The 15,097-nt window shown below is 72.2% G+C and carries 10 protein-coding genes; 5 read left to right on the top strand and 5 right to left on the bottom strand.

The features are described 5' to 3' along the window. Positions 1-60: 60 nt before the first annotated feature. Both uvrA and K2224_RS25475 read right to left on the bottom strand, forming a co-directional pair. Entirely contained in the window at positions 61-3,159 is a 3,099-nt protein-coding gene (gene uvrA / locus K2224_RS25470; protein WP_221908829.1) for an excinuclease ABC subunit UvrA, read from the bottom strand. A gap of 242 nt (positions 3,160-3,401) precedes the next feature. Beyond that, positions 3,402-4,100, bottom strand: a complete 699-nt coding sequence (locus tag K2224_RS25475) for a TetR/AcrR family transcriptional regulator (RefSeq protein WP_221909919.1) — start codon at positions 4,098-4,100, stop codon at positions 3,402-3,404. A gap of 108 nt (positions 4,101-4,208) precedes the next feature. Between K2224_RS25475 and K2224_RS25480 the strand changes: the two genes are divergently transcribed. The 3 genes from K2224_RS25480 (at position 4,209) to K2224_RS25490 (ending at position 7,339) form a co-directional block, all read left to right on the top strand. Further along, positions 4,209-5,759, top strand: a complete 1,551-nt coding sequence (locus tag K2224_RS25480; RefSeq protein ID WP_221908830.1) for an FAD-dependent monooxygenase — start codon at positions 4,209-4,211, stop codon at positions 5,757-5,759. Between the two features lie 172 nt (positions 5,760-5,931). Further along, positions 5,932-6,672 (top strand): maleylpyruvate isomerase family mycothiol-dependent enzyme, encoded by a 741-nt coding sequence (locus tag K2224_RS25485; RefSeq protein ID WP_221908831.1) that lies wholly within the window; start codon positions 5,932-5,934, stop codon positions 6,670-6,672. A 10-nt stretch (positions 6,673-6,682) separates the two neighbouring features. After that, the gene (locus K2224_RS25490; protein ID WP_221908832.1) at positions 6,683-7,339 is read left to right on the top strand and encodes an MBL fold metallo-hydrolase; all 657 of its coding nucleotides are present in this window, start codon (positions 6,683-6,685) and stop codon (positions 7,337-7,339) included. 60 nt (positions 7,340-7,399) lie between these two features. On the opposite strand, the gene K2224_RS25495 is transcribed toward K2224_RS25490, so the two are convergent. The 3 genes from K2224_RS25495 to uvrB form a co-directional block, all read right to left on the bottom strand. Next, on the bottom strand, positions 7,400-8,398 hold the full coding sequence (locus K2224_RS25495) for a TerC family protein (RefSeq protein WP_221908833.1): 999 nt from the start codon (positions 8,396-8,398) through the stop codon (positions 7,400-7,402). A gap of 155 nt (positions 8,399-8,553) precedes the next feature. Next, on the bottom strand, positions 8,554-10,512 hold the full coding sequence (locus K2224_RS25500) for a TerD family protein (RefSeq protein ID WP_221908834.1): 1,959 nt from the start codon (positions 10,510-10,512) through the stop codon (positions 8,554-8,556). Between the two features lie 373 nt (positions 10,513-10,885). Beyond that, the gene (gene uvrB / locus K2224_RS25505) at positions 10,886-13,024 is read right to left on the bottom strand and encodes an excinuclease ABC subunit UvrB (RefSeq protein WP_221908835.1); all 2,139 of its coding nucleotides are present in this window, start codon (positions 13,022-13,024) and stop codon (positions 10,886-10,888) included. A gap of 503 nt (positions 13,025-13,527) precedes the next feature. Between uvrB and K2224_RS25510 the strand changes: the two genes are divergently transcribed. Both K2224_RS25510 and K2224_RS25515 read left to right on the top strand, forming a co-directional pair. After that, entirely contained in the window at positions 13,528-14,409 is an 882-nt protein-coding gene (locus K2224_RS25510) for a glycerophosphodiester phosphodiesterase family protein (RefSeq protein WP_221908836.1), read from the top strand. An 88-nt stretch (positions 14,410-14,497) separates the two neighbouring features. Then, complete coding sequence (locus K2224_RS25515; RefSeq protein WP_221908837.1) at positions 14,498-15,097, top strand: methylated-DNA--[protein]-cysteine S-methyltransferase; 600 nt, start codon at positions 14,498-14,500, stop codon at positions 15,095-15,097.

Consider the following 15,097-nt stretch of genomic DNA (forward strand, 5'->3'; position numbering starts at 1 on the left):
CGGAGCCTCTCCCCCGAGGCTCCGCCCCCGCTGTGCGGTGCGACTGCGGCCGGTGCGGCGTCAGGAGGCCCGGCGGGCCCGCGTCGCCGTCTTCTTGGCGGCGGTCTTCTTGGCCGGTGCCTTCTCGGCCGCCGTCGCCGCGGCCTTGGCCGTGGTCTTCTTGGCCGTGGTCTTCTTGGCGGCGGTCTTCTTCGCCGCGGTCGAGGCCGTCACCGTCGTCTTCCCGGCGGACTTGGCGGCGGCCACCGCCTTCTTCGCCGCGGTCTTCCGGGCGGCCGGCTTCCGGGGCCCGCCGTCGACCGGCGCCGCGTCGCTGACCCGCTCGCCGAGGATGTCCCGCAGGAACTTGCCGGTGTGGCTGGCCGGGATGCCCGCGACCTGCTCCGGGGTGCCCTCGGCGACGACCATGCCACCGCCGCTGCCGCCCTCGGGGCCCATGTCGATGACCCAGTCCGCGGTCTTGATCACATCGAGGTTGTGCTCGATGACGATGACCGTGTTGCCCTTGTCGACCAGGCCGGACAGCACCTTGATGAGCTTGCTGATGTCCTCGAAGTGCAGCCCGGTGGTGGGCTCGTCGAGGACGTAGACGGTGCTGCCGGTGGAGCGCTTCTGGAGCTCGCTGGCCAGCTTGACGCGCTGCGCCTCGCCGCCGGAGAGGGTCGGCGCGGACTGGCCGAGCCGGACGTAGCCGAGACCGACCTCGTTGAGCGTCCTGAGGTGGCGGGCGATGGTGGGCACCGCCTCGAAGAAGCTCAGTGCCTCCTCGATGGGCATGTCCAGCACCTCGGCGATGGACTTGCCCTTGTAGTGCACCTCCAGCGTCTCGCGGTTGTAGCGCGCGCCGTGGCAGACCTCGCACGGGACGTAGACGTCCGGGAGGAAGTTCATCTCGATCTTGATGGTGCCGTCGCCGGAGCAGTTCTCGCAGCGGCCGCCCTTGACGTTGAAGGAGAAGCGCCCCGGCAGATAGCCGCGGACCTTGGCCTCCATCGTCTCCGCGAAGAGCTTGCGGACGTGGTCGAAGACGCCGGTGTAGGTGGCCGGGTTGGAGCGCGGGGTCCGGCCGATCGGCGACTGGTCGACGTGCACGACCTTGTCGACGAGGTCGTCGCCGGCGACCCGGGTGTGCCGGCCGGGGACCGACTTGGCGCCGTTCAGCTCGCGCGCGAGGTGGGTGTAGAGGATGTCGTTGACCAGCGTCGACTTGCCGGAGCCGGAGACGCCGGTGACGGCGGAGAGCACCCCGAGCGGGAAGGAGACGTCGATGTCGCGGAGGTTGTTCTCCTTCGCGCCGTGGACCGTCAGCTGCCGGGCCGGGTCGGTGGTGCGGCGGACGTCCGGCGTCGCGATGGCCTTCTTGCCGGCGAGGTACTGGCCGGTGATCGAGTCCTTGTTGGCCAGCAGCTGCTTCATCGGGCCGCTGTGGACGACCTTGCCGCCGTGCTCGCCGGCACCGGGGCCGATGTCGACGACCCAGTCGGCGACCTTGATGGTGTCCTCGTCGTGCTCCACCACGATCAGGGTGTTGCCCATGTCGCGCAGCCGCACCAGGGTCTCGATCAGCCGGTGGTTGTCCCGCTGGTGCAGGCCGATCGACGGCTCGTCGAGGACGTAGAGGACGCCGACCAGGCCGGAGCCGATCTGGGTGGCGAGGCGGATGCGCTGGGCCTCGCCGCCGGAGAGGGTGCCGGCCGCGCGGTTCAGCGAGAGGTAGTCCAGGCCGACGTCGACCAGGAACTTCAGCCGCTCGTTGACCTCCTTGAGGACCCGCTCGGCGATGGTCTTCTCGCGGGCGTTGAGCGTCATGGTGCGCAGGAAGTCGGCGCAGTCGCTGATCGACATGGCCGCGACCTCGGCGATCGACTTCTCCTGGACCGTGACGGCGAGCACGATCGGCTTGAGCCGGGTGCCGTCGCAGGTCGGGCAGGGCACCTCGCGCATATAGCCCTCGAAGCGCTCCCGGCTGCTGTCGCTCTCCGCCTCGCTGTGCCGCCGCTTGACGAACGGCACCACGCCCTCGAAGGCGGTGGTGTAGGCCCGCTGGCGGCCGTAGCGGTTGCGGTAGCGGACCTCGATCTGGGTCTTGTGGCCGTACAGCAGGGCCTTCTTGGCGCGCTGCGGCAGGCCGGCCCAGGGGATGTCCGTGCGGAAGCCCAGGGCGTCGGCGAGCGCGCCGACCAGACGGCCGAAGTAGTCCTTGGTGTGGCCGCCGGACCAGGGGTGGATGGCGCCCTCGTCGAGCGAGCGCTCCTCGTCCGGGATGATCAGCTCGGGGTCGACCTCCATGCGGGTGCCGATGCCGGTGCAGTCCGGGCAGGCGCCGAAGGGCGAGTTGAAGGAGAAGGAGCGGGGCTCCAGCTCCTCGAAGGAGAGGTCGTCGTAGGCGCAGTAGAGGTGCTCGGAGTACATCCGCTCGCGCTGCGGGTCGTCGGCGTCGAGGTCGACGAAGTCGAGGATGACCATGCCGCCGGAGAGCCCGAGGGCGGTCTCCACGGAGTCGGTCAGCCGGCGCTTGGCGCTGTCCTTGACCGTGAGGCGGTCGACGACCACCTCGATGGTGTGCTTCTCCTGCTTCTTCAGCTTCGGCGGGTCGGTGAGCTGGACGGTCTCCCCGTCGACCCGGGCCCGGCTGTAGCCCTTGGTCTGGAGGTCGGAGAAGAGGTCGACGAACTCGCCCTTGCGCTCGCGCACCAGCGGCGAGAGCACCTGGAAGCGGCTGCCCTCGGGGAGCTCCAGGACCTTGTCGACGATGGCCTGGGGCGACTGCCGGGCGATCGGGCGCGCGCACTCCGGGCAGTGCGGCTTGCCGATCCGGGCGAAGAGCAGGCGGAGGTAGTCGTAGACCTCGGTGATCGTGCCGACCGTGGAGCGCGGGTTGCGCGAGGTCGACTTCTGGTCGATCGAGACCGCGGGGGACAGGCCCTCGATGAAGTCCACATCGGGCTTGTCCATCTGCCCGAGGAACTGCCGGGCGTACGAGGAGAGCGACTCGACATAGCGCCGCTGCCCCTCGGCGAAGATCGTGTCGAAGGCGAGCGAGGACTTGCCCGACCCGGAGAGCCCCGTGAAGACGATGAGGGAGTCGCGGGGGAGGTCGAGCGAGACGTTGCGGAGGTTGTGCTCGCGAGCGCCACGGACGATGAGACGGTCGGCCACGCCGGTCGGCACCTTTCTTGGAGAGGGGCGGAAGCCACGGGCTGCGCCCGCCGCGCGGTGAGCGAGCAGAGGCGGCGGGACGGAGCGGGGCCCCCGACCAAGGGTATGGGGGCCGCCGCGGCACTGTCTTTGGGATGCCACACACGAGCCTATAGCACGTGCATTCGATTTACGGGCCTCGCAAGCCCTCTTCACCCAAACGTGTGGCGGCGCCACACCCTTCCCACCGCGATGACCAGGTGTTACGCCGTACGACGGCCGGCGCCCCGCGGTCGCCCCGGGACCGGGCCTCCGTCCGGCAGCGCCCGTTCCAGCGCCTCGAAGGTGTGCCGGATCACTGCTTCATGGTCAACGGCGACCTCGTCCGCGGGGTCACCCGCCAGCTGCCGGGCGGCGGCCTCCACGTAGCACGTCCGCCACCCCGCGATGATCAGCGCCGCGGCCAGCCGGGCGCCCCGGTCGGGCCGCGCGGGGTCGCCGCCGGCCGCCTCGGCCAGCGCCCCGGCCAGCGCGCCCTCGACCTCCTCGACCGCCTCGCGCGCCCGCGCCCGCAGCGACGGCGCCTCCAGCACCGTGCGGAAGAAGTACTCGAACCCCTCCCCCAGCCCGCCCAGCGGATGGCGCTCGGCGAGCAGGTCCAGCGCGAGCCGGCGCAGCGCGGCCAGCGGCGTCTCGTCCGCGCCGCGCTCCCGTACCGCGCCGACGAGCAGCTCGACGGCCTCCGGGATCCGGTCGAGGAAGAGGTCCTCCTTGCGCGGGAAGTAGTTGAAGACCGTCATCGTGGAGACCTCGGCGGCGCGGGCCACCTCGGCGACGGTGACGTCGTCGAAGCCGCGCTCGACGAAGAGCCGGGTGGCGACGCCGGAGATCCGTTCCCGGGTGAGCCGCTTCTTGCGCTCGCGCAGACTCGGCTGCGCGCCCCGCTCCCCCTCGTCCGCCATGCGCCGCCGCTCCCCCGAAGGCTTCTTTTCCGCCACCGTCTCTCCTTCCGCAGCTTTCCGGAGAAAATTGTAGCGGGAATAAATTTTTAGTGACTACACTCTCGCTTCATGAAGCACGACGCAGACGTAGTGGTGGCAGGGGGCGGCCCGGTGGGGCTGATGCTCGCCTGCGAATTGGCACTGGCGGACGTTTCGGTCGTCGTCCTGGAGCGGCTGACCGAGGTGGACCCCACGATCAAGGCGGGGGCGATCAACACCCCCAGCTCGGAAGCCCTCTACCGGCGGGGCATGCTGCCCGGGCTGGTCGAGGTGCAGCGCGCCGCCATGGCGCAGTTCAGCTCGTTCATGCGGCAGCGGCAGGCGGCCGACGCCGGCACGGTCAAGGCGGCGCCGCGGTTCGCCGGGCACTTCGCGGGCATCATGCTCCGCGGCGACCTCCTGGACGAGTCGGACCCGGAGTTCGGCACCAGAGGCCCGGCCGCCGAGGTCGGGCTCGTCCCTCAGGAGGCCCTGGAGCGGCTGCTCGCGGCGCGCGCCGCCGAGCTGGGCGTGGCCCTGCGCCGCGGGGTGAGCCTGACCGGCCTGGACGCCGACGACCAGGGGGTCCACGTCCACACCTCGGAGGGCTCGCTGCGCGCCGGCTGGCTGGTGGGCTGCGACGGCGGCCGCAGCACGGTGCGCCGGCTCGCCGGCTTCCCGTTCCCCGGCACCGCTCCGGAGATCACCGGCCACCAGGCCATCGTGGAGATGACCGGTGCCGACGCGCTCGGGGCCGGCTGGACGTGGACCGACACTGGGACCTACGTCCACGGGCCGATGACCGGCCGGATCCTCACCGTGGAGTTCGACGGGCCGCCCGCGGACCGCGACGCCCCCATCACCGCCGAGGAGTTGCAGACCTCGCTGCGCCGGGTCTCCGGCGTCCCCGACGTGACGATCACCAAGGTGCACACGGCCACCCGCTTCACGGACAACGCCCGCCAGGTGCCCGACTACCGCCGGGGCCGGGTGCTGCTCGCCGGTGACGCGGCCCATGTGCACTCCCCGTTCGGCGGCCAGGGCCTCAACCTCGGTATCGGCGACGCGATGAACCTCGGCTGGAAGCTGGCCGCCACGGTGCACGGCCGGGCCCCGGAGGGACTGCTCGACACCTACACCGCCGAGCGGCACCCCATCGGTGCGTGGGTGCTGGAGTGGACCCGGGCCCAAGTGGCGCTGATGCGGCCGGAGTCGCATGCCCAGGCGCTGCGCGAGGTGATCGCCGAACTCTCCGGGACGACCGACGCCACCACCTTCTTCGTCAAGAAGATCTCCGGCGTCTGGCAGCGCTACGACCTGCCCGGCAGCCACCCGCTGACCGGCCGCAGCGCGCCCGACCTGGAACTGTCCGACGGCCACCGGCTCGCGGACCATCTGCACGACGGCCGGGGGCTGTTGCTCGACCTCGCCGACGACCCGGCCCTGCGCGAGCGCGCGGCCGGCCACCAGGACCGGGTGCGCGTGCTGACGGTGGCGTGCCCGGACCGGCCCGACCTGGCCGGCCTCCTGGTGCGCCCGGACGGCTGCACCGCCTGGGCGGCCGAAACCCCGGGCGCCTACGAGGAGTTGGACGCGGCGCTGGGCCGGTGGTTCGGGGCGCCCGCCGCGGTGCCTGCTTAGGATCCGACCCGCCGGACGGGCCGGGGGGGGCGGACGGCGTGGAAGAGGCGGTCGCCCCGTCCGCCCCTTCCACGCCGGCACGCACCGCGCGTGCCACCGGCACCACCCCGCTTCCGCCCTGAAGGCTGTCGTTCGCCTCCCGAACGGGCCCGGCCGGCGCTAGCGTCGGGCCATGACCATCCCTCCTGATTTCCCGCGCGATGTGGCCGCCGTCCACGAGGCCACCGACCGGCTGCTGATCTCCCTGGGCAAGCTCGACGACGCCGCGGTGGGCGAGCCGTCGCTGCTCGCCGGCTGGACCCGGGGCCATGTCCTGGCCCATCTGGCCCGCAACGCCGACGCCCTGACCAATCTCCTGACCTGGGCACGGACGGGTGTCCGCACGCCGATGTACGCCAGTGCCGCGGCGCGCGACGGCGACATCGAGCGGGGCGCCGACCGTCCGCTGGCGGCCCATCTGGAGGACCTGCGGGAGAGCACGGCCCGCTTCGAGGCGGCGGCGGAAGCCGTCCCGGAGGACCGCCGGGCGTTCCAGGTCGAGATGCGCAACGGCGTCGTCGAGCGGACCGACCGGCTGGCGCTGCGCCGGCTGGCCGAGGTCGAACTCCACCATGTCGACCTGGGCGTGGGCTACAGCGTCGACCAGCTGCCGCCGGCCTTCGTGGACAGCGAGCTGGATTTCCTCGCCGGGATCAAGTTCGCCGGCCATCCGGAACTGCCTGCGCTGGAGCTGCGCGACGACGACGGCCGCCGGTGGCACACCGGGCGCCGCGGCCCCGCCGACGGCGACGCGACCGCCCCGGTGGTGGTGAGCGGCTCGGCACGCGACCTGGTCGGCTGGCTGACCGGGCGCGCGGACGGTGCCCGTCTGGACGCCCACGGCGGACCGCTGCCTGTCGTACCCCCGCTCTAGAGTTGGTGTCATGACCTACAGCGGAGCAGTGAAGGTCGGCGGACCGGCCGACGTGCACGAGCTGACGGACCTGATGATCTCGAAGGTCGCGGTCGGCCCCACGGACAACAACGCCTATGTGCTGCGGTGCCGTGCGACCGACGAGCAACTGCTGATCGACGCGGCCGCCGAGCCGCACACGCTCCTCACGTTGATCGGCGACAGCGGCCTGGCGTCGGTGGTCACCACGCACCAGCACGGCGACCACTGGGGCGCGCTGCGCGAGGTGGTCGACGCCACCGGTGCGCGGACGTACGCGGGACGGCACGATGCCGAGGGCATCCCCGTCCCCACGGACGTTCTGCTCGACGACGGCGACACGGTGACCGTGGGCCGCGTCCGCCTGACCGCGCGCCATCTGGTGGGGCACACCCCGGGCAGCATCGCGCTGGTCTACGACGACCCGCACGGCCACCCGCACGTCTTCACCGGCGACTGCCTCTTCCCCGGCGGCGTCGGCAACACCTGGGGCAGCGCGGAGCGGTTCGGCACCCTGCTCGACGGCGTGCAGCGCAAGCTCTTCGACGAACTGCCCGACGAGACCTGGGTCTATCCGGGGCATGGCTCCGACACCACGCTCGGCACCGAGCGGCCGCATCTCGCCGAGTGGCGGGCCCGCGGCTGGTAAGGGGACCGGAGACCGACCGAGGGCCCGGCGGGCGACACACCGCCCGCCGGGCCCTCCCGTTCACCCGCGGGTGCCCGCCCCGGCCTCTTCGGTCGCCTCGGCGGACTCCCCGACCGCCTGGCGCCGCGAGGCCCGCAGGCTGGTCACGGTCGTGATGGCCAGCACGGCGCAGATCACGCCCAGCGAGACCGGAATGCTGATCTCCGGGACGGCCACCCCGGATTCGTGCAGGGCGTGCAGCACCAGCTTCACGCCGATGAACCCGAGGATCACCGACAGGCCGTAGGAGAGGTGCACCAGCTTCTTCAGCAGCCCGCCGATCAGGAAGTACAGCTGCCGCAGGCCCATCAGGGCGAAGGCGTTGGCGGTGAAGACGATGTACGGGTCCTGGGTCAGGCCGAAGATCGCCGGGATCGAGTCCAGGGCGAACAGGACGTCGGTGGTGCCGATCGCCAGCATGACGATCAGCATCGGCGTCATCAGCCGCCGGCCGTTCTCCACGACGAACAGCCTGGTGCCGTGGTACTGGTCGGTGGACGGGAAGCGGCGCTCGACCGCCTTCAGGAAACGGTTCTCCTCGAACTCTTCGTCCTCGTCGCCGGACCGCGCCTCCTGGATCAGCTTCCACGCCGTCCAGATGAGGAACGCACCGAAGAGGTAGAACACCCAGGAGAAGTTGGCGATGATCGCCGCGCCGGCGCCGATGAAGCCGGCCCGCAGCACCAGCGCGATCAGCACCCCGACCATCAGCACCCGCTGCTGGTAGACGGCCGGGACCGCGAACTTGCCCATGATCAGGACGAAGACGAAGAGGTTGTCGACGCTCAGCGACTTCTCGGTGATGAAGCCCGCGAAGAACTCACCGGCCGGCGCACCGCCGCCGAACAGCAGCAGGCCGAGCCCGAACAGCGCGGCGAGCCCCATCCAGACACCGGTCCAGATGCCGGCTTCCTTGAGGGACACCTCATGGGGTTTGCGTCCGCCGATGAAGAAGTCGACGGCGATCAGGGCACACAGACCGAGGATGGTCAGCGCCCACAGGGTGGGGGAAACGTCCACTGCTGCCTCCGGCAGGGTCGTACGGCACTCACAGCGTCGTCGCTGCCGGGGGACTTGGACGCCCTCCGTACCAGAAAGAGTAAAGGCGATTCATGAAATGGCAAAGGGAAGGATAAAACCGCTGGTGGGTGGCACCCCTTCGGGAGACTGACGGGTCAGCCGGGGCACGGTCCCGCGGCGCGGCGGGCCTCGGCGACGCGCTCCATCACCCGGCGGACCACCTCGCTGCGCCGGGGCGCGAGCGGGGGCTCGTACGTCCAGGCATGGCCGACCCAGGGGTCGGCGAGATGGTCGTCGGGCACCGGGGTCAGCCGCAGCAGCGCCCGCCACAGCGGGTCCAGGACCGGCCCGTACTCCCGTGCCCGCTCGCGGTCGGCCACCAGCATCAGATGGACCCCGACCGCGGGGCCCTCGTCGGCCAGATAGCGCAGTTGGTTCAGGGCGCGGTCGTCGAAGCCGTGCGGGAAGTCATGGACGATCACCAGCTGCTCGGCCGGGTCCAGCTCCGGCGGCAGGGCCTCGGTGGCGCGGTGGCGCAGCGCCATCTGGAGCAGGTCGACCCGCCGGGTCAGCGCCCCCAGCACCGCGGCCACGCCCCGGGCGCCGGCCGCCGGCGGCTCGGGCAGCGCGCCGCTCTCCCGCAACGGGGCCAGCGCCGGCCCGGCCGAACCGGCGGCGTCGATGACCTGGACGGCGTACCCGCCCGGCGGATGGGCGGCCAGCAGGCGGGCGGCGAGGGCGACGGCGGTCTCCAGGGCGAGGCGTGCCAGCGCGGCCTCGTCGGGCGGGGCGTCGGTGAGCGCGCTGCCCAGCTCCCGGCGGCCGAACTCCCGCTCGGCGTCGTACCCGGCGCGAGGATACGGGCCGGGGCCGCTGTCGATCCACAGGCCGCGCTCCAGCGGAAGCCGGACGAGCAGCGGAACGCGCAGGCCAGGGGCCTCCGGGAGGTGCAGATCGCCCAGCCGGACCGCCATCGGGTGCTGCCGCGGCACCTCGTAGCCGTGCCACACCGGGTTGTCCCAACGCGCGAGCGCGGGCGGCAGAGCGGGCTCGACCACCTCCGACACGGCGGTGAGCTGGGCGAGGTCGCGGTCGAGGACGGCGCGGGCCCGGCCGACCAGGTCGGCGTGCCGCTCCCGGGCTGCGGCGCGGGCGGCCTCGGTGGCGCCGTCCATACGGGCACGGGGGTCGGCGAGCGCCTCGTCTAGCTCCCGCTCCAGACGGGAAGCGGCGAAGCCGGCGGCGCCGCGGTACGCCGCCACCGACCGGGCCAGATCCTCGAACAGGCCCCGGACCTGGTTGTAGAGCCGCTCCTCCAAGCTCCAGCCGTTGGCGTCGCCGGCGACCGGCGCGGCGGGGTCCGCCGGACCATCGGGCGCGGCGACCGGGCCGGCGGACGGCGGGGGCGGGGGCGCCACGGAAGGCATACGGGCCGCCGCAGGGGTGGTGGGGCGCCGGGGATGGCGGTAGTCGATGCGGGGGCCGGAGGACGGAGTGGCGGGCTCGCCGGGAGCGGCGGGGTCCGCCACCGGGACGGGGCCGGACGCCGGGTCGGCCGGTGCCGGCTGCCGGGCAGCGGCCGCCGTGATCTCCGCGGCCAGTTCCGCGGCCTCCGGCAACCCCTGGTCACGCAGCATTTCCGCCGGCCCTCCGGCGTACCCCTGGCCCACGGCGCGGATCCGCCAGGCGCCCCGCCGCCGGTAGAGCTCCACGGCGACCAGCGCGGTTTCCGGGCCCAGGCCGGTGAGGGTGCAGCCGACGAGGTGGGTGCCACCGGGGCTCGTCACGGCGACCGACGGCGCGGCGAGGGCACCGAAGCCGCGCCGCACGCCGGGCTCGTCCGGCAGGACCAGCAGCACGCTCACCCGGTGCACGGCGCCGGGCAGCGCGTCCAGATCGACCGCGATGCGCTGTTCGGCGGCCACCCGCGAGGGCAGCTCGACGCCCGGCCGTCGGGGTGCGCCCGGACGGACCACGGCCTCGGCGCCCGGCAGCCTGCCCCGCTCGTCGCCGAGCGCGACCGCGGCCAACAGGGGCACGGCGGCCGCGACCCGGATCTCCACCCGGGTGCGGTCCAGCGGGTGGGTCTGCCCCCGGACGAGCTCCGCCGTCATCGTTCTCCCCCTGCGTGTCGTACGGGTCGCTCGTCGGTACCGCGGCGCGTCCACGGGCGCTGCAGGGCCGCCGGCGGACCCTCCGCACCGGGCCGGCGTCCCGTCGGAACGTCCGGAGCCGACGCCCCGCCCGGCCCCCGGCGACCGGCACGCGGCGCCACCTCACCACTCCCGGCCGGCCGGTCCGGTGACCTGTGATCGGGCGGCTTCTCCCGACCCTACGCACACGGGCCGTCCGAAGGCGCGCCGAGCCCCGCTCCGGTGGCGCAGCCGCAACGCCCGGGTGACGTTCTGCTGCCGACCCGGCGACCCCACGACCCGCCCGCCCGGTGCCCCGGAGCGGGCCGCCGATGGGTCGCCGACGCCTCGCCGCCTACTTCAGTCCGGCCTCCTTCATCTGGCGCAGCTCCTTCTTCAGCTCGCCGACCTCGTCCCGGAGGCGGGCGGCGACCTCGAACTGCAGCTCGGCGGCGGCCGCCCGCATCCGCTCCGTCAGCTCCTCGATGGTCTCGGCGAGTTCGGCGGCGGGACGGTCCGTCAGCACCTCTGCGCCCTTGCCGCCCTTGCCCTTGGCCGCCTTGCCGGCCTTTCCGCCGAGTGCCGGGACCGGTGCCTTGGCCTTGCCGTCCTTGTCGCCGTGCTTGCGGTAACCGCTGCCCAGCAGCTCCTGGGTGTCGATCTCCTCGCGGGCGAGGGTGGCGACGATGTCGCCGATCTTCTTGCGGAGCGGCTGCGGGTCGATGCCGTTCGCCTTGTTGTACGCCAGCTGCTTCTCGCGGCGGCGGTTGGTCTCGTCGATGGCCTTCGCCATCGCCGGGGTGACCTTGTCGGCATACATGTGCACCTGGCCGGAGACGTTGCGCGCCGCTCGGCCGATGGTCTGGATCAGCGAGGTGCCGGAGCGCAGGAAGCCCTCCTTGTCGGCGTCCAGGATCGCCACCAGGGAGACCTCCGGCAGGTCCAGGCCCTCCCGGAGGAGGTTGATGCCGACCAGCACGTCGTACTCGCCCGACCGCAGCTCGCGCAGCAGCTCCACGCGGCGCAGGGTGTCCACGTCGCTGTGCAGATAGCGGACCTGGATGCCGAGCTCCAGGAAGTAGTCGGTGAGGTCCTCGGCCATCTTCTTGGTGAGGGTGGTGACCAGGACGCGCTCGTCCTTCTCGGTGCGCTTGCGGATCTCGTGCACCAGGTCGTCGATCTGGCCGTCGGTGGGCTTGACCACCACCTCCGGGTCGACCAGACCGGTCGGCCGGATGATCTGCTCCACGAAGCCGTCGCCGCGGGACAGCTCGTACGGGCCGGGCGTCGCGGAGAGGTAGACGGTCTGGCCGACCCGCTCCAGGAACTCCTCCCACTTCAGCGGCCGGTTGTCCAACGCGGACGGGAGCCGGAAGCCGTGGTCGACGAGGGTGCGCTTGCGGGAGGCGTCGCCCTCGTACATGGCGCCGATCTGCGGGACGGTGACGTGCGACTCGTCGATGACCAGCAGGAAGTCGTCCGGGAAGTAGTCCAGGAGGGTGTTGGGCGCCGTGCCCGGCTCGCGGTGGTCCAGGTGCATCGAGTAGTTCTCGATGCCCGAGCAGGAGCCGATCTGCCGCATCATCTCGATGTCGTAGGTGGTGCGCATGCGCAGCCGCTGGGCCTCCAGCAGCTTGCCCTGCTTCTCCAGGGTGGCGAGCCGGTCGGCCAGCTCCGCCTCGATCCCGGCGATGGCCTTCTCCATACGCTCGGGGCCGGCGATGTAGTGGCTGGCGGGGAAGACGTAGAGCTGCTGGTCCTCGCTGATCACCTCGCCAGTGAGGGGGTGCAGGGTGGAGAGCGCCTCGATCTCGTCGCCGAACATCTCGATCCGGACGGCCAGCTCCTCGTAGACCGGGAAGATCTCGATGGTGTCGCCGCGGACCCGGAAGGTGCCCCGGGTGAACGCCAGGTCGTTGCGGGTGTACTGGATGTCGACGAAGTGGCGCAGCAGCAGGTCGCGGTCGATCTCGTCACCGACTTTGAGCGGCACCATCCGGTCGACGTACTCCTGCGGCGTGCCCAGGCCGTAGATGCAGGACACCGAGGCGACGACGACCACGTCGCGCCGGGTGAGGAGCGAGTTGGTCGCGGAGTGGCGCAGGCGTTCGACCTCCTCGTTGATGGAGGAGTCCTTCTCGATGTACGTATCGGACTGCGGGACGTACGCCTCCGGCTGGTAGTAGTCGTAGTAGGAGACGAAGTATTCGACGGCGTTGTTGGGCAGCAGCTCGCGGAACTCGTTGGCGAGCTGTGCCGCGAGGGTCTTGTTGGGCGCCATGACCAGCGTCGGGCGCTGGAGCTTCTCGATCATCCACGCGGTGGTGGCCGACTTGCCGGTGCCGGTCGCGCCCAACAGGACGACGTCCTTCTCACCACCGCGGATGCGGCGGTCCAGCTCGGCGATGGCCGCCGGCTGGTCGCCACTGGGCTGGTAGGGGCTGACGACCTCGAAGGGCGCCACCGTGCGTTCGATCTGGGAAACGGGCCGCATGGGATCCACCGTACGACTCGCCACTGACAATGCCTGCCGCATCGGCCCTGACCTGCGACTTTCCGAGGGCCGCCAAAGTACCGGGGCGAGCCGGGCGGGCCGCGTCGGGCAGCGACCGGACCACCGGCCGTCCGGGGGCCCGCCTGCGACGGCCGGGGCCGAGCAGGGCGGCGGACCGGGCCGTCGGGGCCGGGCAGGGCGGTATGCCCCGGTCACGCCCGGTAAAAACGGTCAACTGAGCGACGGGTGACTCATCGTCGGTCAAGATGCGCGGAAGCCGCGGCTCCGGCAAGTTGGACGACGTCGGGACGTACGTCTGCTGCACCGCCATTCCGGGCATCCTGCAACTGCGACGCTCCGCACGGAAAACCGGCCATTTCTCATTCCACGCCCGGCCACCGCACGTCCGGCTCCCGCTCCGGCCCGGCTGCGAGGCTCCGTCCGTCCGCCCCGTTCACCTCACTTCACGTCAGCTCACCTCCACGACGTCACGAGGAGTCCGTATGCGTATCCGCCACGTCGCCGCCGTCACCGGTGCCCTCATGGGCCTGTCCGCGCTCGCCCTGCCCGCCTCCGGGGCCCAGGCCGCGGTCCACGGGCATCCCCCTGTGGTGGTCGGCCATCGCGGCGCCGCGGCGTACGCGCCCGAGAACACGCTCGCCTCGGTGGACACCGCCGACCGGCTCGGCATCTCCTGGGTCGAGAACGACGTCCAGCGCACCAAGGACGGACAGCTGGTCGTCCTCCACGACACCTCGCTGGCGAGGACGACCAACGCCAAGAAGATCTACCCGGACCGCTCCCCGTGGAACGTCGGCGACTTCACGCTCCGGGAGGTCGAGAAGCTGGACGCCGGCAGCTGGTTCGGCTCCCGCTTCAAGGGTGAACGGGTGCCGACGCTGGAGGAGTACCTGGAGGAGGTCGAGGACAACGGCCAGAAGCTGCTGATGGAGCTGAAGAACCCCGAGCTCTATCCCGGTATCGAGCGGCAGGCGCTCAAAGAGCTCCGCCGCGACGGCTGGCTGGACAGCGGGCACGTCCGGCGCCGTCTGATCGTCCAGAGCTTCAACGCCGACGCGATCAGGAAGTTCCACCGCCTGGACCCGGCGGTCAAGACGGGCTTCCTCGGCAGCCCCACCGTCGCCGACCTGCCCAAGTACGCCGCCTACTGCGATCAGATCAACGCGCCGCACATCGCTGTCACCCGGAAGTACGTGGAGGCGGTGCACAGGCTCCGGGGCCCGCACCGCCGGCGGCTGGAGGTGTACACCTGGACCGTCGACGACGCCAAGGGCGCGGTCCGCATCGCCGGCCTGGGGGCCGACGGGATCATCAGCAACAAGCCCGACGTGGTGCGCGACGCGCTCGACGGGGACCGCTCCTGACCTCTCCGGCGCGGCGGGGAGGGGCTCCGGCGGCGGCCGGCGGTCCGCCGCCCGCCGCGTTGTCGGTGGCCGGTCCTACGCTGGTCACGTGACGAACGCAGAGCACGACCCGGAATCGGCCCCGGCGCCGGACGCCGCCCAGGAGGCGGCCCGCCCGGCCCACCGCGACTGGGCCTGGAGGCGCATCGACAGCCCGGTCGGCCCGCTGCTGCTCGCGGCGACCGGGGAGGGCCTGGTGCAGGTCGCCTTCCACGCCGACGAGCGGGTGACCCGGCGGGCGCTGGCCCGTCTGGAGGGCGCCTTCGGCGGGCCGCCGATCCCGGAGACGCCCCATCTGGCGACGGCCGCCGCCGAGCTGGCCCGCTATTTCTCCGGTGAGCTGCGGAGCTTCACGGTCCCCCTGGACTGGTCCCTGTCCGGGGGGTTCAACGCCCGGGTGCTGCACGCGCTGGCCGACGACGTCCCGTACGGCAGCGTGGTCGGCTATCAGGACCTCGCCGACCGGGTCGGGGAGCCGGGCGCGGCCCGCGCGGTGGGCGCGGCGATGGGCTCCAATCCGCTCCCCGTGGTCGTGCCCTGCCACCGGGTCGTGGCCAGCGACGGCGGGATCGGCGGCTTCGGCGGCGGTCTGGAGGCCAAGCGGCTGCTGCTGGCCCTGGAGGGCGTGCTGCCCGCTCCCCTGTTCTGA

It is taken from the genome of Streptomyces sp. BHT-5-2 (assembly GCF_019774615.1).
Lineage (GTDB): Bacteria > Actinomycetota > Actinomycetes > Streptomycetales > Streptomycetaceae > Streptomyces.